Source organism: Breoghania corrubedonensis (assembly GCF_003053845.1).
Classification (GTDB): domain Bacteria; phylum Pseudomonadota; class Alphaproteobacteria; order Rhizobiales; family Stappiaceae; genus Breoghania; species Breoghania corrubedonensis.
Genome location: NZ_QAYG01000012.1, coordinates 1 through 23154 on the forward strand (window position 1 = coordinate 1; position 23154 = coordinate 23154).

The 23154-nt window shown below is 62.9% G+C and carries 22 protein-coding genes; 7 read left to right on the forward strand and 15 right to left on the reverse strand.

Annotated elements, in window-relative coordinates:
* The 4 genes from C8N35_RS21060 to C8N35_RS21075 all read right to left on the reverse strand — a co-directional run.
* Window positions 1–1537: vWA domain-containing protein (locus tag C8N35_RS21060; RefSeq protein ID WP_107991718.1), on the reverse strand; the 1537-nt coding region annotated here is incomplete at its 3' end.
* A gap of 356 nt (window positions 1538–1893) precedes the next feature.
* On the reverse strand, window positions 1894–2907 hold the full coding sequence (locus C8N35_RS21065) for a response regulator (RefSeq protein WP_107991719.1): 1014 nt from the start codon (window positions 2905–2907) through the stop codon (window positions 1894–1896).
* A complete protein-coding gene (locus C8N35_RS21070; RefSeq protein WP_107991720.1) occupies window positions 2904–4337 on the reverse strand; it encodes a sensor histidine kinase in 1434 nt (477 codons plus the stop codon). The genes C8N35_RS21065 and C8N35_RS21070 overlap by 4 nt, the downstream gene beginning before the upstream one ends.
* Entirely contained in the window at window positions 4334–4852 is a 519-nt protein-coding gene (locus tag C8N35_RS21075) for a putative pterin-binding protein (RefSeq protein WP_107991821.1), read from the reverse strand. Before C8N35_RS21075 ends, C8N35_RS21070 begins: the two co-directional genes overlap by 4 nt.
* 297 nt (window positions 4853–5149) lie before the next feature.
* Here C8N35_RS21075 and C8N35_RS21080 point away from each other — a divergent pair, with 297 nt between their 5' ends.
* Genes C8N35_RS21080 through C8N35_RS21090 form a run of 3 tightly spaced genes read left to right on the forward strand, consistent with a single transcriptional unit; the run spans window position 5150 to window position 7009 of the window.
* Window positions 5150–5524 (forward strand): hypothetical protein, encoded by a 375-nt coding sequence (locus tag C8N35_RS21080; protein WP_107991721.1) that lies wholly within the window; start codon window positions 5150–5152, stop codon window positions 5522–5524.
* A complete protein-coding gene (locus tag C8N35_RS21085) occupies window positions 5521–5793 on the forward strand; it encodes a hypothetical protein (protein WP_107991722.1) in 273 nt (90 codons plus the stop codon). The genes C8N35_RS21080 and C8N35_RS21085 overlap by 4 nt, the downstream gene beginning before the upstream one ends.
* 52 nt (window positions 5794–5845) lie before the next feature.
* On the forward strand, window positions 5846–7009 hold the full coding sequence (locus C8N35_RS21090; protein ID WP_107991723.1) for a hypothetical protein: 1164 nt from the start codon (window positions 5846–5848) through the stop codon (window positions 7007–7009).
* A gap of 37 nt (window positions 7010–7046) precedes the next feature.
* Here the strand turns inward: C8N35_RS21090 and C8N35_RS21095 are convergent, their stop codons facing one another.
* From C8N35_RS21095 to C8N35_RS21110, 4 genes are all read right to left on the reverse strand, one after another.
* Complete coding sequence (locus C8N35_RS21095; protein WP_107991724.1) at window positions 7047–7532, reverse strand: hypothetical protein; 486 nt, start codon at window positions 7530–7532, stop codon at window positions 7047–7049.
* Window positions 7533–7559: 27 nt separating this feature from the next.
* Window positions 7560–8000: a hypothetical protein gene (locus C8N35_RS21100; RefSeq protein WP_146177450.1), complete on the reverse strand. Its 441-nt coding sequence runs from the start codon at window positions 7998–8000 to the stop codon at window positions 7560–7562.
* A gap of 198 nt (window positions 8001–8198) precedes the next feature.
* Window positions 8199–9191, reverse strand: a complete 993-nt coding sequence (locus C8N35_RS21105) for a hypothetical protein (RefSeq protein ID WP_107991726.1) — start codon at window positions 9189–9191, stop codon at window positions 8199–8201.
* 169 nt (window positions 9192–9360) lie between these two features.
* A complete protein-coding gene (locus C8N35_RS21110; RefSeq protein WP_107991727.1) occupies window positions 9361–10260 on the reverse strand; it encodes a LysR family transcriptional regulator in 900 nt (299 codons plus the stop codon).
* 175 nt (window positions 10261–10435) lie between these two features.
* Between C8N35_RS21110 and C8N35_RS21115 the strand changes: the two genes are divergently transcribed.
* On the forward strand, window positions 10436–11134 hold the full coding sequence (locus C8N35_RS21115; protein ID WP_107991728.1) for a pirin family protein: 699 nt from the start codon (window positions 10436–10438) through the stop codon (window positions 11132–11134).
* A 347-nt stretch (window positions 11135–11481) separates the two neighbouring features.
* Here the strand turns inward: C8N35_RS21115 and C8N35_RS21120 are convergent, their stop codons facing one another.
* From C8N35_RS21120 to C8N35_RS21150, 7 genes are all read right to left on the reverse strand, one after another.
* Entirely contained in the window at window positions 11482–12318 is an 837-nt protein-coding gene (locus C8N35_RS21120; protein WP_428977132.1) for an alpha/beta fold hydrolase, read from the reverse strand.
* Window positions 12319–12605: 287 nt separating this feature from the next.
* Window positions 12606–13040, reverse strand: a complete 435-nt coding sequence (locus tag C8N35_RS21125; protein ID WP_107991822.1) for a DoxX family protein — start codon at window positions 13038–13040, stop codon at window positions 12606–12608.
* A 105-nt stretch (window positions 13041–13145) separates the two neighbouring features.
* Window positions 13146–14750, reverse strand: coding sequence for an MFS transporter (locus tag C8N35_RS21130; protein ID WP_107991730.1), 1605 nt, complete (start codon window positions 14748–14750; stop codon window positions 13146–13148).
* 114 nt (window positions 14751–14864) lie between these two features.
* Window positions 14865–16742 carry an amidohydrolase gene (locus C8N35_RS21135; protein ID WP_107991731.1) on the reverse strand — a complete coding sequence of 626 codons (1878 nt, stop codon included), beginning with the start codon at window positions 16740–16742 and terminating at the stop codon, window positions 14865–14867.
* Between the two features lie 81 nt (window positions 16743–16823).
* Entirely contained in the window at window positions 16824–17123 is a 300-nt protein-coding gene (locus C8N35_RS21140) for a XapX domain-containing protein (protein WP_107991823.1), read from the reverse strand.
* 84 nt (window positions 17124–17207) lie between these two features.
* On the reverse strand, window positions 17208–17858 hold the full coding sequence (locus tag C8N35_RS21145; protein WP_210203639.1) for a hydrolase: 651 nt from the start codon (window positions 17856–17858) through the stop codon (window positions 17208–17210).
* Between the two features lie 124 nt (window positions 17859–17982).
* The gene (locus tag C8N35_RS21150) at window positions 17983–18870 is read right to left on the reverse strand and encodes a helix-turn-helix domain-containing protein (protein ID WP_107991733.1); all 888 of its coding nucleotides are present in this window, start codon (window positions 18868–18870) and stop codon (window positions 17983–17985) included.
* 350 nt (window positions 18871–19220) lie between these two features.
* On the opposite strand from C8N35_RS21150, the gene C8N35_RS21155 reads away from it, so the two are divergent.
* The 3 genes from C8N35_RS21155 to C8N35_RS21165 all read left to right on the forward strand — a co-directional run bounded on the left by C8N35_RS21155 (window position 19221) and on the right by C8N35_RS21165 (window position 22881).
* The gene (locus C8N35_RS21155; protein WP_170122206.1) at window positions 19221–20147 is read left to right on the forward strand and encodes a helix-turn-helix domain-containing protein; all 927 of its coding nucleotides are present in this window, start codon (window positions 19221–19223) and stop codon (window positions 20145–20147) included.
* Window positions 20148–20385: 238 nt separating this feature from the next.
* Window positions 20386–21270, forward strand: a complete 885-nt coding sequence (locus tag C8N35_RS21160; RefSeq protein ID WP_107991735.1) for an AraC family transcriptional regulator — start codon at window positions 20386–20388, stop codon at window positions 21268–21270.
* A gap of 396 nt (window positions 21271–21666) precedes the next feature.
* The gene (locus C8N35_RS21165; protein WP_107991736.1) at window positions 21667–22881 is read left to right on the forward strand and encodes an amidase family protein; all 1215 of its coding nucleotides are present in this window, start codon (window positions 21667–21669) and stop codon (window positions 22879–22881) included.
* The last annotated feature ends 273 nt before the right edge of the window (window positions 22882–23154 follow it).

A 23154-nucleotide genomic window follows, 5' to 3' on the forward strand; every position in this document is an offset into this window, starting at 1 on the left:
AGATATAGTCGCGCTGCTCGTCGGGTCCGACCCATGTCACCGGGATCGCCGAGCCCTGCGGGGCTTCGGACGCCGCCGATACGCTGACCTCGACCTGTGTGACCTTGACGGTGGTGGAGGCCAGGATCTTGTTGTCCTGGCTCAGGATGTAGCGGATTTCATAGTCGCCGGGTTTGGCCGGCATCCGCAACTGCAACGGGCTGCCCTTCTCGGTGTAGGTGTAATTGATATAGGCGCCGCCATCCGAACCTGCCTCGGCCACCGAGATATAGTCGCGCTGCTCGTCGGGTCCGACCCATGTCACCGGGATCGCCGAGCCCTGCGGGGCTTCGGACGCCGCCGATACGCTGACCTCGACCGGGACAACCGTGACAGTGGCGGAAGCGAGGACTTCGTTGTCCTGGCTGCGGATGTAGCGGATTTCATACTCGCCCGGTTTGGGCGGCATCCGTAATTGCAGCGGGCTGCCCTTCTCGGTGTAGGTGTAATTGATGTAGACGCCGCCGTCCGAACCGGCTTCAGCAACCGAGATATAGTCCCTGTCTTCGTTTGGTCCGGCCCATGTCACCGGCAGGGCGGATCCCTGGGCTGCCTCGGCCGATGCCGAGATGCTGGCGTCGGGCAATTCGACGATGAGCGGCAGCACGAAGCTGTTGTCGGCATCTGCACCGATCTCGACTTCGCGTTCGGCCGACACGCCGTCTGTGCGCTTGACGACGACCTTGTAGGCGCCTGCCTCGACCGGCATGCGCAACACCCCGATCTCGAGCCCGTCGACCGTTGCGGCGCCCGTTTCGAGGTCGCTCAATGTCCAGGCAAGACCGTTCTTGATCACCGGTCCGCCTTTTCCGTCCGTCGCTTCAAAGACGGCATCGATCCTGGCCGCTGGTGGCGCCGCCGCGCTGACCTGTTGGAGCGCGTCGGCGAGCTCCTCGGCATTGTCGGCGGTCAGAAAACGACCGCCGGTATTCTCGGCCAGGCATTGCAATTGAGCGCGGGTCTCGTCGTCGGCGAGGTCGAAGCCGATGACATGGGCCGTGAAATCGATGCCGTTGGCCTCAAGATGCTTGCCCACGTCGCAGGGATCGTAGTTGCAGGTTTCAATGCCGTCGGACACGAGAATGACGGTCGCCTTGTTCTCTTCGTATTTCAGCGCCTCGGCCGCCAACTCGACAGCTTTGGAAAGCGGCGTCTTGCCCTTGGGCTTGATCATGGCGATGGCCTGGCGGATGGCCCCGCGCGGCTGGGCGCCGGGAACCACCAGCGTTTCGATATCGTCGCAATTGCCCTTTTCCCGATGGCCGTAGACGGTCAGTCCGAGCTCCACCTTCGCCGGCAGCGTGTCGAGAAGATCGCCAATGACACGACGCGCGATCGTGATCTTGGCCTCGCCGTCGATCTGTCCCCACATCGAACCCGACGCGTCGAGCACGAGGATTATCTTATCCGTATCGGAACCCGTCTGTGCCTGCGCGACACTCGCTCCGCACGTCAGTGCGAGAAGAACGATGAGCCAGGAAAAAGGGTGCTTGGGCATGAAAAATCTCCGAAAAGGTGCGGCTGTCTTTCGACACCGCCTGTGCGCTTCGGCCGGGGCGTTTCGGCGCTGGCCTTCACATCATGAAACCTTGTCGATCATCACCGTGCGGTGCCCCGTGACCGGGCGTTTGCGCAAATCCATACGATCATGTCGCCAGACCGTCGTGAGGGCGAGGATCGCCCTTCCAACGCAATTGCGGCGCATGTGCCTTGAAACCGTTCCGGCGCGATGCGCGCTGAAATCTATCCGCCACATATCTTCGACGCCCCCCCTGTTTGACGGGGGAGGGCTGCGTTTGGCGTGAAAAGGGGCGTCGACACGGGCCGGAAGAAGGCCTCATCAAGGCCGCGGTCCTATTGGGTCACGGTCAGGCTGAGGAGCAGCGCGACCAGATCGGTCTGGCGATTGGTGTCGGTCTTGGCAAAGATGTTCCTGAGGTGAAACACCACGGTCGACTGTTGAATGCCGAGCCCCCGGGCGATGTCTTCGAGCCGGTCGCCTTGCACGAGCAGGCTGCTCACGCGCGCCTCTGTCGGGGTCAGCCCGAACAGATTACGCAAGAGCGCATCCGTTGGCGCGGCGCGGCGGGAGGGATCCACGATCAGCGCCATGACCGCAGGCCCTCCGGCAGCAGGCGCGGGGGGCAGCAGGCTGAGCAGGACGATGACGTCCTGCTCGTCCTCGTGCTGGGGCAGGCGCAGGAAGACCGCCTCTTTCTCGCAGTCGGGCTTCGTCCCTGCGCGTTGGATCGCACCGGGCACCTCGATGGCCATGCGTTGGCGCAAGAGGCCGTCCGAAGCGTCTATCAGCTCCTCGGCTGCGCCGTTGGCATGTACGACAACGCCCTCGGCATCGAGCAGCGCAATGGCCGGCGCCAGAGAATCGATCGCCGAAAAGGTGCTGAGACTTCCCGCGGTTCCGAGCGCCTCGCGTGTTTCCGCCGCCCTGGCGGCGAGGCGGGCACGAACCCTGGCCACCTGCCTGAGCTGTGCCGATATTGTCGCCAGCATGATTTCGTAGTCGATCGGCTTCACGAGATAGTCGTCGGCCCCGGCTCTTTTACCGGCGATGACCTGCTCGCGATCGGCAAGCGCAGTCAGAAACAGAAAGGGCACCTCGGCCAGATCGGGGCGCAAGGCGCGCAGATGCGCCAGAAGCTCAAGGCCATCGAAGTGAGGCATGGACACATCGCACAAAATGAGATCAGGCGCCTGCGCGTCGAGCAGGTCCCGTGCCGCCAGGCCGTCGGCGGCCTCCATGACCGAATAACCGGTTTCGCGCAATACGGCGGTGAGATCGGCACGCAGAGACGGTTCGTCTTCGCACACCAGAATGCGGATGGGGGGGCCGGCGTCCTCGGTGTTCATGGGCGCATCCCCTCGGGTCGGGCTGTATCTTCGATGCCGGCTTCGCCTCGAGCCGAGGCGGGAAGCCAGATCGTGAAGGCGGCGCCGCCGCCTGCCTTGTTGGAAACCGTCACGGTGCCGCCCTGCAGCTCCGCGAGTTGCCGCGCGATCCACAGGCCGATGCCTGCGCCCTGCGCGTCCTTCCGATCCTGGCCGCGCCGGAACCTGTCGAAAATGTGAGGCAGATCCGCATCTGAAATACCGGATCCGAAATCGCTGATGGTGCAGCCGCACCGATCGTCCGCTGTTTCGAAGCGCACCGAGATCGGCCGGTCGGGGGGGCTGTACTTGAGAGCATTGTCGATGAGGTTCATGATGATGTGGGACACCAGCGAGGGATCGCAACACACCGGAAGCGGGCCGTCAGGTTTGTCGAACGCGATGGTACGTTCGGGCACGCCGCGCTGGAACTCGTCGCGAATGTCGAGCGCCAGTTCGCTCAGGTCGCAAACAGTCGCATGGAGATTGACCGCTCCGTGGTCGAGGCGTCCCGCCATCAGCGCCGCGTCGACGAGGCCTGTGAGCCGGGTAACGGTCTGCCGGATGAGCGAGCGCCGCTCCTCGAGCGCGGGCAGGTTCGGCAACTTGCCGCCAATGATCAGCCTTTGCGCGGCGCTGTCGATGATGGCGAGCCGGGTACGGAACTGGTGTGAAACGACCGAGGCGAAATCGCGATAATAGCGAGCCGTGGCACGAACGCCCTTGAGTTCATGCTCGAGCCGGATGGTGCGGAGACGCGCCTCCTCGGCGCGCAGCAGCGACTGCTTGCCCGAGACGATCTGCCAGCCGAGCAGCATGGCGCCAAGAAGCACGCCGATCACCGACGCGATCACCTGGGACACCGTTTCGCGGTAGCGGTCGAACTGGCTTGACAGGTTTTCCCATCCCGCCACCATCTGTCGGTTGGCCGATCGGTTGAGTTCACCTCGCAGGCCCGAAAGCAGATCCGCGAATTGCGGGGCCCTTTCTTCGGCGAGGGGCTTGAGACGGGGGTCGAAGCTCTTGGCCTTATCCTGATACGAGACGATGGTGTCGGCGATGCCGAGTTCGGCGAGGCTTCGCAGTTGCGGTCCGTTGGACAGCAGGTCCAGCCGGCTCATCAGCAGGTCGTAGCGTACACCGAGAGCCTCGCGCGACGCCGCATCCCAGCCCGCGAGCCGCGCCGTGGTCAGGGCGTTCTGCGTTCTCAGTGCCTCGACCTCGGCCTGACTGATGACCCACAGCATATTGCTGGGCGCGTCCACTCGCATGGTGCGTGCGATGTCGGTCAATTGCACCAGGGCGAGGGCGAGAAGGCCGATACAGGTGACCACGATGGCGAGTGGCATGCCGTAGTGCCACAGCCGCACCTGGGCAGGCTTCCGGCCAATGGAGAAATCTTCGGTGCTCATGGCGCCTGGATGCGGGTCAGTTGCCAGACCCAGCGATAATCGAAGCGGATATCCTGCAATTCGGCATGGGCGTCGCGGGGGTAGACGATCCACACCGGCCCCCGGTCGCGGGCGGTTAGGATTTCGCCGTCCATCTCGAGTGCGGCGATGACGTCGAACCGCTCGAAATCGGACACAGGGATGGTGACTTCGTAATCGTTGAGGGCGATCGCCAGCACTTCCTTGCCGGAAAAATGCGCCGCAGCGAGCACGTCTCGCATCAGTGGGCCCTCGAAATGACGCACCCCGTCGGTGACAGATGTATGGGTATCGACCGTATGCCGAGGCAGGGCTTCGAGAGCATCGCGATCGAAGGTCACGGGTTCGCCGCTGGCGGTGTCGAGAACCGTCAGGAGGACCCCCTCCTGCGCCAGAGATGGGGAACATAGGGCCAGAAGAAACGCTACGGCAAATAAGAAAGAGAATCCGTCTGCAATCGCTCGCGCTCGCCGCGGGGGAGAAAAGAGAAGATCCATGGCCAGCATCCTCTAAGTGCAGGGTGCCAGACTAAACGAATTTCGTGGAATAGGTATACTCTTGAAAATCTTTAATGGTCGAGAAATGGTTATTTAAAATACAATATTACTGACGACTTTCGGCGTGGTTTTCACCGCTTGCGCGCGCGGGCGTCGTCCCTCTCTCGCGTCTGTCCTTGTCCTGATCGCTATCGGAAAACCTTGCGATTGTGCCCCCCCTGAATGGAGGGCGCGGGACGCTCGACCGGCGTTTATCACTTGGGTCCAATTCACCCGACCGATGATCGGAGAAGCCGGATGCGCGATTATCCCAAAAGGTGCGGGCGAGGCCCGATCGGCGCGATGGGCCTGTGCCTGACGCTCTCGACGGCTCAGGCTCTGGCCGGAACCGCCGCCATAGAGAACGGGCTTTATGATGCCTATAGCTGCGCCGCCGAAGAAAGCGATCAGCGGGTCGAGCTCCGTGACGGTGCCGCCAGTTTCCACGGCTACGAGTGCCGGCTTTCCAACCCTCGCGCCCTGGACGGCTTTGAGGGAGCCGTGCTTTTCGCCGCCGATTGCGATGGCGAGGGCGGCAAATGGAGCGAAAACACGGTGCTGATGCAGACCCGCGATGGCGGGATCGCGCTGCTTACTTCCAGTTGGGGCGACCATTACGAGCGCTGCAAATGAGGTGCGGTTCGACCTGGCGCGTGGCACTGCGCCGTGAACCGATCAGGCAGGCGCCGCTTCCAGACAGCGCCCTTGCTGCCAAACAGACGCTCGATGACACCGCGCCGGTAACCGACTGCAATCGGGGTGTCGACGCCCAATTCACCTGGACATACGGCCGGCACGCGCGGGCGTCGGGTGGGATCGACGGCTTCCTCGCCGATCACGTCGCACTCGGCATGATGTGGAACAATGCGCAGGGCGCCCGGGAAGTCATGCCATGGCGCTGAGATCGGAGAGGTTTCGTTCGACGCCGGTCATCACCGGGCCGGAAGAGGCGTCATGCTGACCCCCATTCCATCCGCCGAAATCGATATCCGCCTTCGGCGCCATCTGGACCCGGACGAACGGGTCCTGTGGCAGGGGCGCCCCAAACAGGGCAGCTTCTTCGGTCCGGGTGCCGTCGCCACGGGCATAAGTCTGGTGTTGGTCGGGACACTCCTGTCGCTGGGTCTGTCCGTCGGCGTGCTTCCCGCCGGTGCACGCTTTCCGCTGGCTGCGGCGTGCGCACTCGCGGGACTGGTGATCCTTGGCACGGGGTGGTGCCGGCGTGCACCCTTGTGGGTCTATGGCGTAACCGACAAACGCCTTCTGTCGGTGCTCGGCGACAAGCTGATCCGCTCTGTCACGCCCGCACAGCTCGACCGGCTGACCCTTAACGTTCGCGGCGATACCGTCTACTGGTTTCGCATCCACGCCAACCAGACCATGCCCCATGACAGGGGCCTGTTGCGCGGCCCTGACGGCCAGTTCATCGGCTTTCACGGCCAGTCCGACGCACAGGCGGTCAAGGCGATGATCGAAGCGTGGCGTCTGGCGATTTCACGACGCGCCGCAGGCACGGCTGCGTCCTTCTCCCTGACGATGGCTGCCGCCGACCGATCGGACGAGGGACAGGATTCGCTCGATGGCGTTTGTCGCATACGGCATCCGCTAACCGGATTGACCATGGATATGCCGGCGACCTGGCAGGCTCTGGTCAGCACCAGAACCGACGGCCCCCTCCAGCTCTTCGGCGTCACCGTTTTTTCGCGGTGGGTGCGTGAGACCGACAAGCGCTCCTACACGCCGGATGCCGACTGGAACTGCCTTCTGGTACAAGCGGCTCCGGAAGCCGGGCTCGAGGTGATCCTCCACAACGCCCCGCAGGCGATCACGCTCGACGGGGTTTTGAACGATCCCTGGGCCAAGCTCGCCAATGCGCCGGTCGCAAGGATGGAGCCCGAACTGAGGATCGGGCCGTTCTCGGGCTTCGGGGTCGTGCGCACCCTGCCCGGCGGCGCGCAGATCCGCAGCAACGCAGCCCTGTCGGCGCCCGCAATGATGCATCAGATGTGGCTCGAGGGAGAAGGATACCGCCTCGAACTCAAGGGCTATGCTCTTGAAGGTCAGGCCGATATCCAGAGCGCCATCGAAGCGATGATCGCATCGCTCCGCTTGTCCTGATCCGACGGGGCGCATCCCGGTTGCAAGGAGAGCATTCTCAGTTCAGCGGAAAGGTCACGTCGAAGATGCCGTCGATCTGGCGGAATTTACCTGCCTTTGTCGGGGTTGCGTGGAATGATCCGGTGACATGCACGGTGGTTTCGGTCTTGTCGAACACATCGAGTGTCACTTTGGTCTGGCCGTCTTCGCTGGCGTCCCACATGTCGGAAAGCCCGGAGTCCAGATAGTACACGGACGCGTCTATGGCCTGTTTCCCCTTGGGCCCGGTCATGACTGAAAATCCGAGAGACACGACATTCTTGGTCGCCGCCACGTCTCCTTCTTGCGGATTGCCCCAGAGATTGAAGCTGTCGACAACCCGCGCGGCATCAGTGTGCGAGGATTGGCTCTGACCATTGAACGAGGTGATGAACCATGTCCGTTTGCTGCCGTTCCATGTGGCTTTGATCGTGCCCAGCGTGTCTGCGCAAGCGGTGCCGAGGCTGAGGCCCAGAATGGCGAGTGTGGCGAGCGTCCGTTTCATTTTGTGTCCCGTCGTGGCAGGTGCGCTTCAAAGGTCCCCGAAATGGCGATGCTGCGTGAGAGATCCGGTTCGTCCCGGTCCGAGCTCTGGTAGTAGGCGCGCGCTGAAATGGCCACGTATCGCCAGCTGATTTTTCCCACGGGTATAGCTGTCGACCGTGATTTCGGCATCGGGTCCCTCAAAATCCGCACCCCATCCCCAATCGGCGCCGCCCTCAAAATAGTACAAGGCGCCAATCACGCGCTCGCCGAGCGGCGTGTCGTCAGTCAGCGGATGGAGAAATTGCAGGGTCAACAAGGGCGCCGCATCGCCGGTTGATGCAGCTCCCCACATGGCTATGGTCACGACGTTGTCGAAAGGAGCCTCTTGCGGGACGAAAATCGACGTCGTGGACAGCCCGGACGTCATGCCGTCGTCGCCGGGGGTGATCAGGCCCGGTGCGGGTGACGCGACGATGGCCCATTCCACGGGAACGCCGTTCAAACTGGCGGGTGATGTGCCCGCTGGCCTCCTGCGCCGCAAGAGGGGTCGCGAACCCCAGCAAGGCGATCGCCAGAACCGCGCCAAACCCCTTCATTCCCAGTCGCTGATGTTCATGCGCAATCGTGGCAGACCGACACAAGCATCGAACGGGACCGGGGCGCGATCGCTCGTCCCGATGTGCCATCAGGAATTTCCCACGCCGGCGGGCGTCCCGGACGCCTTGGTCTTGCCACCCATCCATTCGGCGGCACGCTGCCCCATTTTCTTGAACTTGTTCGAAGCTGCTTCGAGACGCGCCTCCCATTCCGGGTTCGGCGCCTGGCCGTCGGTTGCCTTGAAGAAACTTTGCAGCAGGCAGGCAATGGCGAAGGGTTCGATCAGCGCCGCCTTGACGGCCCATGCAAAAAGAAGCGCGAACACGAAACCGCCCGCCGACCATGCCCCCGGGATCAGATAGACCAGCGCAGAGGCGGGGGCGAGCATGAGAATGAAGACCACGAACGACAGCCCGTAGACGAACAGCGTCACCCAGGCGGCGTTGAGCAGCATCGGTTTGGCGTTCTGTCCATAAAGCACCAGCGCCTCGCGGGCGCTCGCCCAGGGGTTGGTCGAGCGATGGCGCAGGATATGGGCGAGAATGATCTCGTCCAGAAGCCCGACGGCGACCCGGAGATACCCGCGGACGATCCCCATCACATTGTTGAGGCCCGGTATCGGGAGGAGGCTCATAAGCCCCTGCAGCAGGCCAGTGATGGCGTTGAGCACGCCCTTGACCAGCTGGTCGATGCCAAACAGGACCGACGCCTCGCCGAAATGATTGGTGACGATGTCGCGCGCATAGGCGATCTGGCCTTGGCCAGCCGGCAGTTCGCGCCCGTCGAGCGCCTCGACCATCACCGCGATGTGTCCGGCCTTGACGATGTAGAGAATGTATTCGCGCAAGATGTAAATGACACCGGCAGTGAGTGCGAACCCGATGCCGCCGCCCCAGAGGGTGCTGGAGGCCTGGAAGTCGCTGTCGCCGATACCGCCGATGCCAAAGCCGATCCCGGCTCCAACGCCAGTGACCAGCACATAGGCGACCGCGATCGCGAAATAGATGACCATTCTGAAAATGACAAAGGGAGCCGTCTGCGCCATCAGACGCAGGGACAGCCCGACACTGAAACTGAACATCTTTGCTCCAAATCCGTTTGATGCGCCTGATTTGGTAGGCTTAGCCCCGGCCCGGGATGAACGCGCCCCCCAAATGGAGGGGAACCACGCATGTTCCGGGCCGCGCCCTGGGTAACCGCTTCATGATCCCGCAGCCAGATGAGGCGTCAGGCGAGTTGGATGGAAGCTCTCAAAGAGGCCGGGTCCGGGTGACGTAGGTCTCGAAAAAGTCGGAGAATTTCGCGACCCGCATCGGCAGGCGCTCGTAGGGCGGATAATACAGCGTCAGCCAGAGTTCCGGCGGGCTCCAGTCCGGCAGAAGCCGCTGCAACTGGCCACCCCGCAAGGCCTCCTCGACGATGAAATGCGGCAGCAGCGCAATGCCCTCGCCATTGGCCGCAAGTCGGGCCATCAGCTCGCCGTTGTTGCCCGCGATGGTTTGCCCGGCGCGAATCTTCCGGCTTTTGCCCTCGCAGCGCAGTTCCCAGCTCTCGCCGGTGGAGCGTTCGTCATAGGCAAGGCAGCTGTGCCGCTCCAGGTCATCCGGCGTCTCCGGCAGGCCATAGGCGGCGATATAGCCCGGCGAGGCCACAATGATGCGCCGGACCGGACAGATCTTGCGCCAGATCGTCGACTTGTCCCGCGGCGCTTCCGAAATCCGTATGGCCAGATCGTAATCGTCCGACACGATATCGATGAACCTGTCGGTCAGGGTCAGCGACAGGACCGTCCGCGGGTAGTCCACACGAAACCCCGAGGCGACATCCGGCAGGATCTGCTGGCCGAGCGACATCGGCGCATTGATGCGGATCAGTCCCGCGACGTCGCCATGCTGTTCGCGCAATTCGTCGTTCACCTGCTGGAAAGTGTCCAGAAGCGGCGCGATGCGGGCCGCATAAACCGCGCCCGCCGACGTCAGCGAGACGTGCCGCGTGGTCCTGAGCAACAATTGAATGCCGAGCTGATCCTCAAGACTGCTGACCGCACGGGTGACGGTCGGTGCCGTCATCGACAGCTGGCGGGCGGCGGCAACGAAGCTGCGCTGTTCCGCGACGGCCAGGAATATCCGGATGTGGTCGAGATCGATCATGGGTCGATTGTTGCATAAAATGGAATAATATTCACGGTATTATTGCGATTATCTTTTTTCCGGTCCGGGCCCATCTTCCTTTCAACGGCGCACATAGCCGCAGCCTGAAAGGAACAGCCATCATGCTCACGCAAATCAAGGGCCTGTTGAGGGCGACACCGACGGAGTGAAACACATGAACCTGATCCACGAGAACATGAACCGGGGCCACACCACCACCGGCTGGCTCGATAGCTTCCATACGTTTTCCTTCGGCGGTTTCCGCGATCCGGCCCGGATGGGCCATGCCGCCCTGCGCGTCATCAACGAGGACCGGATTATTCCCGGCTCCGGTTTTGCCGAGCACGGCCATGCGGACATGGATATCCTGACCCTGGTCCTGTCCGGCAAGCTGCGGCACAGGGATACGCTTGGCAATGAAACGGAGATCGCGCCGGGCGAGGTCCAGCTCATGTCGGCGGGAAGCGGCATCCGTCATTCGGAAATGAACGCCTCGGATACTTCTCCTGCGCATTTCCTGCAGATCTGGATCATCCCGGACAGTCAGGGTGGCGCTCCGGACTATCAGCAGGCGGCCTTGCCGGATCGCGAAAGCGCACGGAACTGGTCCCTGATTGCCAGCGGCACGGCCGGCGAGGCTCCCTTGAGCCTTCTGTCCGATACCAAGGTGTCCATCGCCTATCCGCTTGCCGGCACGACCACGCCAGTGCCCACGGGCAAGGGCCGCAGGGCTTTCCTCCATATCGTCGAGGGTCTGGCGACCATCGGCGGAGAGCGCCTTGCCGCCGGTGACGGACTTCAGGCCGGCGACGAGGCCTTGCCGGATCTGACCTGGATCACCGACGGGCAGGCTCTGCTTTTCGACATGGAATGATCGCCGGCCATCATGATCGACACGAAAAAGGCGCCCGCCGTCCTCTCTGGAAGGGACGGCGGGCGCCCGTTCGTCATGCCCTGATCTGAGTGTCTCGCGCCTTGCCGCCGCGTGCCGCGACACGGATGCCGATCGCGGCCAGGGCCAGTCCACCTCCAAGGACACTCACCGCGACCCAGCCTTCCCGGGCTCAGGCCGAGGTCTCCCGTTTGCGGGAATGTCCCGGCCCGCGCTGATCGGGGCGGGCCGGGGAGGGGAGGTGAGGAGTGAGGTGAGCGATCCCGGTTTCTGTCCCGGTTCCGGCTCGAAGGTCCCCGGAACGCAAGAACCGGGATCGCTCTCGACACTCAGCCCCGGATGAAGGCCAGCATGTCGGCATTCACCACATCGGGGTGAACGGTCATGAAGCCATGCGGATAGCCCTCGTAGACCTTGAGGGTGCCGTTCTTCAGCAGCTTGACGGCCAGCAGCGCGCTGTCTGCGATCGGAACGATCTGGTCGTCAGCGCCATGCATGACGAGGGTCGGGATTTCGATTGCCTTGAGATCGTCGGTGAAGTCGGTCTCGGAGAATGCCTTGATGCCGTCGTAATGGGCCTTGGCACTGCCCATCATGCCCTGCCGCCACCAGTTGGTGATATTGGCTTCGGTGACCTTGGCGCCTTCGCGGTTGAAGCCGTAGAACGGGCCGGCCGGCACATCGTGGTAGAACTGCGCCCGGTTCTCGGCAAGCGCGGCCCGGAAACCGTCGAACACCTCCATGGGCAGCCCGCCCGGGTTGGCTTCGCTCTTCAGCATGATCGGCGGGACCGCGCCGAGCGTGATCAGCTTCGCCGCCCGGTCCTTGCCCTTGCGCGCAACATAGGCCGCCGCTTCGCCGCCACCCGTCGAATGTCCGATATGGACGGAGTTCTTCACGTCGAGCTGGTCCATCAGTGCCGCGACATCGGCCACGTAATGATCCATGTCGTGACCGTCGCTCACCTGCGCGGAGCGGCCGTGGCCGCGGCGGTCGTGCGCGATGACGCGGAACCCCTTGTGGACGAAGAACAGCAGCTGCGGATCCCAGTCGTCGGAGGACAGCGGCCATCCGTGATGGAAGACGATGGGCTGTGCGTCCCTGGGGCCCCAGTCCTTGTAGAAGATGTCCACGCCATCGGGCGTCGTGATGAAACTCCGGGTCATATCAATGCCTCCTTCTGTTTGGGTCTGATTGCTTCCGCCTGCCGCGAACGCGGGAAATGACAGGGCCGCCGCAAGGCCGGCACCGGCAATCAACGCCTCGCGGCGGGTTGGGAGAAAGCGGGTCGTGCTGGTCATGGTCAGCTCCCTACAAGAACCGAGACGGAGCCGTTCATGCCGCCTCAGCAAACGAGGCGGAGACTAGACGTGATTGCGCCGCGGCTCTTGTTGCTTCGTCTGCTGTTTTGAACGATTGGAGGTCGAATACCGCAAAGTCTCTCGTCGAGACGTCAGTCCGGAGAGGTTTTTCCTCTCCGAAGATCTTGGAGCGCCACCAGAAGGAAGGCGCCGACCAGGCCGAGATGCTCGAAGAATCCGTTCGTGGCCATCGCCCTGTCCATTCCCGGCGGCAGCATCCAGAAGCGGAAGGCGAGGAAAGTCGCGGCAAGCGTGAAGGCGCCGAGCGCCAGTGCGCCCAACCAGCGGAAGACGCCGCTCAGAACCAGAACGCACATGCTCAGCTCGAACCCGATGACTGCAATGGCGATGGGCCCCGGCGGATGGAGACCGAAATGCGCCATCTCGGCGGCGGCCCCGGCAAGGTCGAAACTCTTGGTCAGCGCCCCCTGCAGATAGGCCGAGCAGAGCGCGAGAAGCGCGACCGCCCTGACGACCCGTCCCCCCCGGCCGCCGCGCAAGATCGGTTTCAAGGCATGCGTGTTCATCACCGGCCCCTTGTTGGCGCAGTACGGTTCGACCGGATTTGCCCGCTCTGATCGGACCATGCGCAGGTTATCGATATGGAGAGATTTCCTGTTCGGCGGCAGATCTCAGTCCCGGGGCAGATCGGCGGCCAGAAGATGACGGACGACCGGCGGCTCGGAACCCGCGTGGTATTTCAGAAGCTCCGACTGGATGTCCGCGTCCGCTTTGGAAACCCGCTTGTGCTGCCTGAGGTGCTCCGCCCAGGACTCGACGAAAAACCATTCCAGCATCAGCCCCTTGTCGCTTGCGTCTTCGCTGATCCCCCAGGAATAGGCACCATCGCGCCGCCGCTCCCTCGACAGGTGCCTCATGCGCCGCAGGAAGGCAGGCTGATCTTCGGCGGCCACGCGGTACTCGATCGTCACCAGCACCGGCCCCCGGTCATGCTCCACCACCTGCTGTGTCAGCGGCTCGGGCCAGTGATTTGCGGGCGTGAGGTCGAGGTCTCCCTTGGGCAGCCTGATCCTGTGAAAGACGGCGGCACTTGAAGCGAGCAGGGCGGCCGCGATCAGCAGTGCGCCGGAAATGCCGGAAAATTCCGCGACCAGCCCCCAGCCGACGCTTCCGCCCGTCAACGCGGCGTTGAAGACGGTGAGATAGACCGCCAGGGACCGGCCTCTGACCCAGTTGGGCAGAATGGCCTGCGCGGTCCCGTTCAGCGTGGTCAGGGCGGTGATCCATGCCGCGCCGATGAGAAGGAACAGCACATAGGACAGGGCCTGGATCGGAAACAGCACCAGAACGGCCATGGAGGCGGCGATGGTGATGGCCGATGCGAGCATCAGCCCGTCCGGACCCGCATGGCGGCGCAAGACGGGAAGGAGCAGCGCACCGGCGATGGCCCCGGCGCCGGTGCTGCCAAGCAACAGGCCGTAGAAACCGGAACCTCCGTGCAAAAGGTTGCGGGCGACAAGCGGAAGCAGAGCCCAGATCGCACTGGCCGCGGCGAAGTAGACCCCGGCCCTGATCAGCACCAGATGCAGCTGGCGGCTTGCCAGCGCGTAACGAAGCCCGGCCCGGAAGGCGCCGGAAAACCGCTCTGCGAGGGGATCTTCGGCTGTCTTCCCGCGCGGCCACCAGAGCAGCGCCCCGATCACCACGACGTAGCTTGCGACATCGACCCCGTAGGTGACGGCGGCACCGGCGACCGACAGAAGCAGGCCGCCGACAGCCGGCCCCACGGCACGGGCGATGTTGATGCCGAGCGAGTTCAGCGCAATCGCGCTGCGCAGCGTCTCTTTGGAAACCAGTTCCGGAACGATCACCTGCCAGGTCGGGATCATCAGGGCGGCCCCGAGCCCGCCCATGAACGTCAGGCCGATGAGCGTCGCAACGCTCAAGGTTCCCGTCGCGGACAGGGCCAGAAGCCCGAGGCTGACACACGCGAGAAGCACCTGGATGGCGATCAGGAACTTGCGCCGGTCCAGAATGTCGGTGAGCACCCCCGCAGGCAGCGAGAACAGGAACAGCGGCAGGGTTGCCGCCGCCTGGATCAGGGCCACGGAAAGAGGGGAGGGCGACAGCGACGTGACAAGCCAGGCGCTTGCCACGTCGCGGACAAAGGATCCGGTATTGCCGATGACCGTTGCCATCCAGAGCACGAGGAAGACCTTGTGCCGCAACGGGGCGAAAGGACCGTCGGAGGGTCCGGTAGATGCGCTTGCAGCCATCGCCGTCTCCAGTTCGAAAGGGCGTCTTGTCATGCCCGGGAAGAGAGAATTGCGGCCGGGCGGTCTAGAGCGCTTTCCGATCAAACGGACCCGTTTGATCGACAAGAATATGCTCTAGACCGCCCAGCACGCGCATCCGAGCGCTCCCCAGAAGCTCTTCAGGTCCGAAACCGGGGCATCGGTGCCCCAGGCGCCGAGATGGTTGTGGCCGTGAATGCCGCATGAGTTCGCGCACCCGCACCCGGCCGTCGCCTGCCGTTGCAGGGGGTTTCGCCCCACTCCTTCCGGCTCGCCCCAGGCAGCATATCCCTTGAAAGTCCGCACGGGAGACCAGTCGGGCATGGCAGGCGGAACCGGGTTCTCGTCCAGGGAGCCGAAGTCGCCTGCGCCATAGACGATCTTGCCTCCAACCATCGTGAGGTCGGACGTGAGATGCGAAATCTCGTCTTCCGCGCAGGCGAAGAAATCCTTGCTCGTAACCACGAGATCGGCGAGCTGCCCGGCCTCGATCCGTCCCTTGAGGCCTTCCTCGTTGGAGAACCAGGTTCCGTTCTCGGTCCACATGCGCAGCGCCGTTTCCCGGTCGAGGCAGTTGTGCTGCGGATAGATGCGCAGACCGCCCACCGTCCTTCCGGTGATCATCCAGGCAAGGGAAACCCAAGGGTTATAGGACGCCACCCGGGTGGCATCGGTCCCGGCGGAAACCTTCACGCCCATGTCCAGCATCCTGGCGATTGGCGGGGTGGCCTCGGCGGCACCGAGGCCATAACGCTCAACGAAATATTCGCCCTGATAGGCCATGCGGTGCTGGACCGCCACGCCGCCTCCAAGAGCCGAAATGCGGTCGATCGAACGCTCCGAAATGGTCTCCGCATGGTCGAAGAACCAGTTCAGCCCTTCCAGCGGGATGTCCTGATTGACCTTCTCGAAAACGTCCAGGGCCCGCGAGATGGTCTCGTCATAGGTGGCGTGAAGCCGCCAGGGCCAGCGGTTCTCGGCCAGCACGCGCACGACCTCCTCCAGTTCCCCCTCCATTTCCGGCTCCATGTCGGGCCGGGGCTGGCGGAAATCCTCGAAGTCGGCGGCGGAAAAGACCAGCATCTCGCCCGCGCCGTTGTGGCGGAAATAGTCGTTTCCCTGCTTGTACTTCACCGAAGCCGTCCAGTTGAGGAAGTCGTCCTTCTCTTCCTTCGGCTTCTGGGTGAAGAGGTTATAGGCGAGGCGGACCGTCATCTGGTCCTCGTCCGCCAGCTTCTGGATGACGGCATAGTCGTCCGGATAGTTCTGGAAACCGCCGCCGGCGTCGATCACGCTGGTGACGCCGAGCCGGTTCAACTCGCGCATGAAGTGGCGGGTGGAGTTGACCTGATAGTCGAACGGAAGCTTCGGCCCCCTGGCGAGTGTCGCGTAGAGAATGCCCGCGTTCGGCTTGGCAAGAAGCAGGCCGGTCGGATTGCCGTTGCCGTCCCGCAGGATTTCGCCGCCCGGCGGATTGGGCGTGTCCCTCGTGTATCCCACCGCCCGCAATGCCGCCCCGTTCAGCAGCGCCCGGTCATACAGATGCAGAAGGAATACGGGCGTGTCCGGCGCGACCGCATTGATCTCGTCGAGCGTCGGCAGCCGCTTTTCCGCAAACTGATGCTCCGTGAAGCCGCCGATGACGCGCACCCACTGGGGCGGGGGCGTCACCGCGACCTGACGCTTCAGCATGTCCATGGCATCGGCGAGGGAGCGCACACCGTCCCAGCGCAGCTCCATGTTGAAGTTCAGGCCGCCGCGCACGACGTGGGTGTGATTGTCGATCAGGCCGGGCAGAACCCTCCTGCCCTTCAGATCCACGATCCGGGTGTGCGGTCCCGCAAGCGCCAGGACCTCCTTGTCATGGCCAACCGCCAGGAACTTCCCGTCCTTGACCGCGATTGCGCTCGCGACAGGGTTGCTGCGGTCCAGAGTGGTGACGAGACCGGTGTGGAGTATCAGATCGGCATTCATGTGGGGGCGTCCTTTCCTCGAAGTCTTTGCGCAGGCCCGCAGGCGCGGACCATCCGGTTTCCGGTGTCGGGCGGAGGAAGATCAGGAGCAGTCCCCGTTCGCCGGGGGAGAGGCTGCCGGCGGATTGCCGCGGGGCATCGGTGCCGGCGAGCCGGGAAGCTGGCCGAAAATGTGGGATCCGCATTGCCCGTGGACCCAGGAGACGGTGACCGGAGCGCCCGCAGCCAGCCGCTTGACCAGCGGAACCGCCTGTTCTCCCAGAAGGATACCGAACAGGCCGATGAGGGCGATCACGGGAGGGGCGGGGGAGCGGACATGCAGCAGGCTGTAAATGACGCCGACCAGCACACCGGCAAGCAGCGAGAAGAGGTAGATTTTCATCTCTGCATCCTTGATCACAAAGCGGGGATCACAATGCGTCTCCCCGCTTCGCGAAGATGCGAAGCGGGGAGAGCTTCAGGCGTGTCAGTGTCCTTCGGACGCCGCGAACATCCGCTTTGCGTAGGTGATGCCAAGCCCATAGGCTCCGCCGAATTTCCGAGCGATCCCGGTGGTCATGTCATAGGTCTCGACCCGCGCCCAATCGCGCTGCAGTTCGAGAAGGTACTGCAGCGACGTCATGGGCCTTGCTCCGGCCTGAACCATGCGGTCCATGGCGCGGTCATGGGCCTCGCCGGAGATGTCGCCGCAGGCATCGGCGATCACGTAGACCTCGAAGCCCTGGTCGAGAGCCGACAGCGCCGGGCCGACGAGGCAGACGCTGGTCCACAGCCCGCACAGGACAAGGCGCTTCTTGCCGATGCGGTTGACCTCGTCGATGACCGCAGCGTCTTCCCAGGTGTTCATCGAGGTGCGGTCAAGCAGCGCCTTGCCCGGGAAGGCATCGGTGATCTCGTCATACATCGGTCCGGAGAAGGACTTCTCGGCGACCGTCGTGAGGATTGCGGAAACGTTGAACCCGGCAGCCGCATTGGCCACGAGCGCCGCGTTGTTGCGCAGAAGCGTCGTGTCGATCGACTTCGTCGCAAAGGACATCTGCGACTGGAAATCGATCATGATCAGGGTGTGATCCGCCGGAGAGACGAGCTGTCCGCCAGGGGTTGGCGTGGCATTCAAGGTCATGGGGTGGCCTTTCGGGTAAAGCGAAAACGACCCATCACCTATGGCAGCCGGGGAACCTCACTTCTTGTAGGGAAGTCGGGCGTTTTGAACATTCCAGTCTCATTTATGAGGGCGTCATCTAGTGGATCGTCCGGGTGTCTCTTCCCAGCGAGAATTCCTGCAGCTCCCGCCGGAACCGTTCATCGTCGTGCAGACCGCACATCCTGATCACGTCGGAGACCGGCAGGCTCAGATCCTTGAGCAACTCCTTGGCCCTGTCGAGACGGTAATGGGTCAGCCAGATCGCGAGAGAGCAGCCCATCAACGCCTTGAAGCGTACCGAAAATTCCGCGGCGGACAGGCCGAAACGGCGCCCGAGGGAACGTTCATCCATATGCTTGCTGAAATGGTCGGTCAGGTACTCGAGAACTTCCTTCACCTCGAACGGCGAGAAGGACGCGCCGCCGGTTTCGGCCGGGGCGCGGTAGGCATGAAGAAGATGGCTGCACAGGGCCACGGCAACATGGTTCAGCATTTCCGGATTGCTGACGATATCGGGCTCAAGCTGGGATCGCAGCGCTTGGCCGATGTTCCAGACCACCTTGTCGGGAAATCCGCGCAGACATCTGAGCTTGCCGGGTTTCAGGCTGGCATGGGCGCAGGAGAGGTCCGCAATCAGGCCATAGGGCAGATGGATGCAGATGGCATCGAGCGGCTTGAAAAGCCGGATGGAAGCCCCCTCCTGAAGGTCGATCAGGCAGATCGTCCCCTTGCGATATGTCCGGCGCTCGCCTTCGCCATTCGCGGCGGAGACGTCGCAATGGCGCGTGTCCTCCAGATAAAGCGTCAGCAGGTACGCATCCTGGGGGGGAATGACCACCAGGCGACTGTTGGCATTGGTCGCAAAGGCCTTCAGCAAGGTGGCCGTGAACAGATGATTTCCCGCGGGGGCAAGGCTGATGCAAGGGGAATCCTGAAGCCCGAAGCATGTTCCCATGCGGCCGGACTGGTCATTTTCAAAGTGCACCCGGAATTTCCCTTGCCAGAGTGGGGCCGCCCATACGGGTTTCAAGAAACCCGAGCAGGCATCGCAATGCCGCGAGGCTGCGGTAGAGTTTAGCCGAACCGGCCGCACATTCTTGTTTGTTTTGTTCCTTTTTTGCCGATTCAGATCCTGAACGCCACTCAAGATAGAGTGTGCTCCGGCCGCGCGATTTTGACGCGTGCGAGACAAAAAATGCGACTATTCGACAAGACGGCGGCAACGCCGTCATTCAGGTTTCGCATTACCGAGTTGAATTGCCCGTTATCGCTAAGGCGCGAAAATCACTGTCCGACGTGAGTTCCTGGGGGTGGCGAAGTATGGATGCTCAGCTGATGAACTCCACCAAAACACACGATAATCTGGGCTGCTCCCTGTCTAGGCTTGATGCGGACTTGCTCATCACCTCCGGTCACATGAAGTTCCATCGCAAGATGTCCGCCTCGCCGGACCTGAGCCAGGTCGTTTCGCCGGCCAGCAACCGTGGCTTCCTGATCGGCGTTTCCGGTTCCGGCGGCCACAAGAGAACCGTGTTTGACGGCAAGCGGCGGACGGAGCAGCACTATTGCGCCAACACCGTCTACACGCGCAGCTTCTGTGAAGACTACAAGGCGGATTTTTCCGGTGCCTTCGACTTCAGTCTCCTGGAAATGCCGGACCAGGGATTGGCGCGTGCCGCCGAACTGACCGGGTTCAGCACCGGAGGCAGTCTCCGGATCGGCCTGAAGGACAATGACCCCGTGGTCGCTTCCTTGATGAAGGCATTGTTCTGCGCGCATGAGGAGGGAAAAAAGAGCAACGCCCTGTTTGTCGATCAGATCGCGACGGCCATCAGCATTCACCTGCTGCAATACTATTCGGACAGCCCGGCGACGCCGCAGTTCCGGTCCGAGAGGCTTTCCGCCGCCCGTGTCCAGCGCGCCAAGGACATGATCGCCGCGGCGCCTTCAGGCGCGCTCTCCATCGCGGAGCTCGCGCAAGCCTGCAACGTGCCGACCGGTCTTTTCATCACGGCATTTCGCGACAGCACGGGCAAGACGCCGCATCAGTGGCTCCAGCAGCACCGGATCGACAAGGCCTGCGATCTGCTGCGCCACACGGTCAAGCCCCTGCGGGAAATCGCGGTCGAATGCGGCTTTTCGGATCAGAGCCATTTCACGCGCGCCTTTTCGCGTGCCTTCAGCCTCAGCCCGGGAAGCTGGAGGAGGCGTTGCGGAGAAAGCCGCGAAAGGGCGTCCGGCGGCGATGACGGTGAATGGTGACGACGGTGATTGGTGAGGCGTGACCCGATGCGGGGCATCGGCGATCGGCACGGCTCGCTTGTGTGGCTGGAGGCGCACCACTAATGCACTGAGTTCCATGGATAGACTTATCGAAACGGAAGGGAACGTTTCGTTTCGATAAGTCTATCCACTAGGTGGATCTGACGTTTGGCATTATGAATTGCATCTTTGGAACATGCGGTGCCTCGAGGCCCGCGGTGAGGCTAGGGATTGAACGATGGATCCACGGCTCCCGAGTGAACCTGTCCCGCGTGATAGCCTGCCCAGGCCGGATATCGCCTCGCTCGACCTTGCGGGCATCGCGGTTCAACGGACCCGCCACGATGGATCGTCGACCGAAAAGGCACCGGAAACGCCGGTTTGCGATGCGTTCGGCATCATCGTGCAGCTCCGTCGTTTCGATCATCACAAGCTTTGGCGTGAGCGACAGCTGTACTTCGAGGGCGGCCACGATGCGGCCACTCTGTCGATAACGGACATGCGCCTGAGGTGGCAGTGCCACCATCTCTCCACCTTTGACAACGTCCGCTTCCTTGTTCCGTTTGCAAGCTTGCGGCGTTTCGTCGATGGCGTCGGCCGGCGGGATTTCAACGGCCTGTTGCCTCAGCAAGGCACGTGCGACCAGGTCATGCTGGGCCTGTGCCAGGCATTGCTGCCCGCCCTGGAAAACCCGCAAGACGCCCATCCCCTGTTTCTCGAGCAGATGAAGCTGGCGATCTTCACGCACCTCGTTCAGGAATACGGGGAACTGAGCTTCAGTTCGCAGGCGAAGGGGTCTCTTGCGGGCTGGCAGGAAAAGCGCGTCATCGACTATATCGTCGAACACCTCGACGAGCCCTTTTCCATTTCATCGCTGGCGGAGGCATGTGGCTTGTCCCGCAGCTATTTCATCAAGGCCTTTCAGCGCAGTTTCGGCCGCACGCCGCATCAATGGCTGACCGAGTATCGGGTCAAGCGTGCGCGTGAACTGCTTCAGATGAGCATGCCGATTTCCGAAATCGCCCTGGCTTGCGGTTTTTCGGACCAAAGCCATTTCACAAGGGTCTTTTCAAAGCTTGTCGGCACGTCTCCCGCTCGCTACCGGCAGAGCACAAAGCGCTGAGGTGCTCTTGTGTCCGTTGGACAGAATCTGCGCAATTAAAGCTGCTCTTTGCACCTGCTGACCAGGTTGTCGCGCTTCGGGTCCCGACCAAAAGACCGGGGCAGGGGGGCTGCCACCGAGAGCGGGGTGAGGGGGCTGCCGTATGCGAAAGATCATCAATTTTCGGATGCCGCTCTTCGTCTTAGATCCGGTCTTCCAAGCGTGCAGCTCGACGACCAGCATTTCATCGACCGCCAGAGCCGCGGCCAACGCGACAGCGCGGGCTTCACCGGGATTGGTCACGCGATTTCCGTGCCCTGTCATAAATGACAGGAAGTGGCCTGTCTGTCCGGCTGGGTGCGCCGCACAACCGCCGCGGCTTGGCACGTTGGATCTGCGGGAGTATCCCAGTGCGTCATGACCCAAAGCTCTTCTCCCGATCCTTTCGGCGCGCTCGTTGAATACCTTGACATTCCCCCTGTGAAGAACGGCCCGCTCGACGGGACGCGGTTCACGGTCAAGGACAACATCGACATCGCCGGCCACCGTACCTCCTACGGCAGCCCCGCGTGGCGGGATGCTCACCCCGCCCCCACACACAATGCGCTTTGTGTCGATCAGTTGCTCGCGGCAGGGGCACGCTGCGTGGGCAAGGCCATCGCGGACGAGTTCACTTACAGCCTCGACGGCGAAAGCCAGTTTTTCGGCACGCCCTGCAACGCCAGGGCACCGGACCGCATCCCCGGCGGCTCGTCGAGTGGTTCCGCTGCCTCCGTTGCCAACGGGTTGGCGGATTTCTCGATCGGTACCGATTCAGGCGGCTCCGTGCGCGTTCCTGCGAGCCTGTGCGGGATCTGGGGGATGCGCCCGTCCCTGCACCGGATCTCCGAAGCCGGAGTGCTGCCCTTCATGCCCGGTGTCAGCACAGTCGGCGTTCTGGCGGCGCGGTTTGAGCATCTCGATGCGGCGGCGCGCGTGTTGCTGCGCAGCGGCCCCAGACCGGCCGTAGCGTTGCAGCGACTGCTGGTGCTGAGCGACGCGGTGGAGATCTCCGATATGGCGGTACAGGAGCAGGTTCACGCGGCGCTGAAAGCCATTGCGTCGCGATCGGGCCTCGTGCCGGAACCGATCCGCTTCGCGCAGCTCATCGGGGAGGACATACCGCTGAGCGATTGCAACCTGAAGGCGCTTCGCGATCTGCAAACGGCGGAATTCCAGAGCACGGTCGGCAACTGGATCGAGACCGTCCAGCCCGAACTCGGCTTCACCTTCTCCATGGCCTACGGCAACGTGCGCGATTTCGACCGGATCGCGGCACTTGAGAGCGTGGTGCGCTGCGAACGGCTTTTCGAGCGGATCAACGCGGCGCTGCCGCCCGGCACGGTCATTTGCTTCCCGACCACCCCGGTCATCGCACCGCTGAAAGGTTCGCTGAACACGCTCGAAGCGGTGATGGCGTTCTACGATCCCACAATGACCCTCACCGCGTTCTCCGGGGTCGGGCGCCTGCCGGAAATCTCGGCCCCCTTGCTGACAGTCGAGGAATGCCCGGTCGGCCTCTCCTTTGCTGCCGGACACTATCAGGACGAATTCCTGCTGGCAGCGGTGCAGGCCTCTTTGCCACGCGCGTGACAGAGCCAGGCGCGCGGATGACCGGCGCACGTGGCACGAGGATAGGAACATTGAGGCATCGCGAATTTGGAGGCGGACGCGAATGCCGCGTGGTGCGGAAAAGCCACGGTTGGCGGAAAAAATGAGACAATGCGCCTGTTTTTTCCGGCGTTGTCCTGTACTCGCTTGCTGCAAGGGGCGGAAACCGTATCGGGAATTGAAATGAGCGATTTCCGATCATGGCACCGGGTGATCATGAAAGTTGTTTGAGGCTGTCATTCGTCGATCTACCGA

Excerpts from the sequence above, each read along its gene's own strand:
- C8N35_RS21065 (WP_107991719.1), bottom strand. The coding sequence starts at position 2,907 with ATGAACACCGAGGACGCCGGCCCCCCCATCCGCATTCTGGTGTGCGAA.
- C8N35_RS21105 (WP_107991726.1), bottom strand. The coding sequence starts at position 9,191 with ATGTTCAGTTTCAGTGTCGGGCTGTCCCTGCGTCTGATGGCGCAGACG.
- C8N35_RS21165 (WP_107991736.1), top strand. The coding sequence starts at position 21,667 with ATGACCCAAAGCTCTTCTCCCGATCCTTTCGGCGCGCTCGTTGAATAC.
- C8N35_RS21135 (WP_107991731.1), bottom strand. The coding sequence starts at position 16,742 with ATGAATGCCGATCTGATACTCCACACCGGTCTCGTCACCACTCTGGAC.
- C8N35_RS21115 (WP_107991728.1), top strand. The coding sequence starts at position 10,436 with ATGAACCTGATCCACGAGAACATGAACCGGGGCCACACCACCACCGGC.
- C8N35_RS21095 (WP_107991724.1), bottom strand. The coding sequence starts at position 7,532 with ATGAAACGGACGCTCGCCACACTCGCCATTCTGGGCCTCAGCCTCGGC.
- C8N35_RS21140 (WP_107991823.1), bottom strand. The coding sequence starts at position 17,123 with ATGAAAATCTACCTCTTCTCGCTGCTTGCCGGTGTGCTGGTCGGCGTC.
- C8N35_RS21080 (WP_107991721.1), top strand. The coding sequence starts at position 5,150 with ATGCGCGATTATCCCAAAAGGTGCGGGCGAGGCCCGATCGGCGCGATG.
- C8N35_RS21110 (WP_107991727.1), bottom strand. The coding sequence starts at position 10,260 with ATGATCGATCTCGACCACATCCGGATATTCCTGGCCGTCGCGGAACAG.
- C8N35_RS21085 (WP_107991722.1), top strand. The coding sequence starts at position 5,521 with ATGAGGTGCGGTTCGACCTGGCGCGTGGCACTGCGCCGTGAACCGATC.
- C8N35_RS21090 (WP_107991723.1), top strand. The coding sequence starts at position 5,846 with ATGCTGACCCCCATTCCATCCGCCGAAATCGATATCCGCCTTCGGCGC.
- C8N35_RS21120 (WP_428977132.1), bottom strand. The coding sequence starts at position 12,318 with ATGACCCGGAGTTTCATCACGACGCCCGATGGCGTGGACATCTTCTAC.
- C8N35_RS21160 (WP_107991735.1), top strand. The coding sequence starts at position 20,386 with ATGGATCCACGGCTCCCGAGTGAACCTGTCCCGCGTGATAGCCTGCCC.
- C8N35_RS21070 (WP_107991720.1), bottom strand. The coding sequence starts at position 4,337 with ATGAGCACCGAAGATTTCTCCATTGGCCGGAAGCCTGCCCAGGTGCGG.
- C8N35_RS21125 (WP_107991822.1), bottom strand. The coding sequence starts at position 13,040 with ATGAACACGCATGCCTTGAAACCGATCTTGCGCGGCGGCCGGGGGGGA.
- C8N35_RS21130 (WP_107991730.1), bottom strand. The coding sequence starts at position 14,750 with ATGGCTGCAAGCGCATCTACCGGACCCTCCGACGGTCCTTTCGCCCCG.
- C8N35_RS21155 (WP_170122206.1), top strand. The coding sequence starts at position 19,221 with ATGAACTCCACCAAAACACACGATAATCTGGGCTGCTCCCTGTCTAGG.
- C8N35_RS21075 (WP_107991821.1), bottom strand. The coding sequence starts at position 4,852 with ATGGATCTTCTCTTTTCTCCCCCGCGGCGAGCGCGAGCGATTGCAGAC.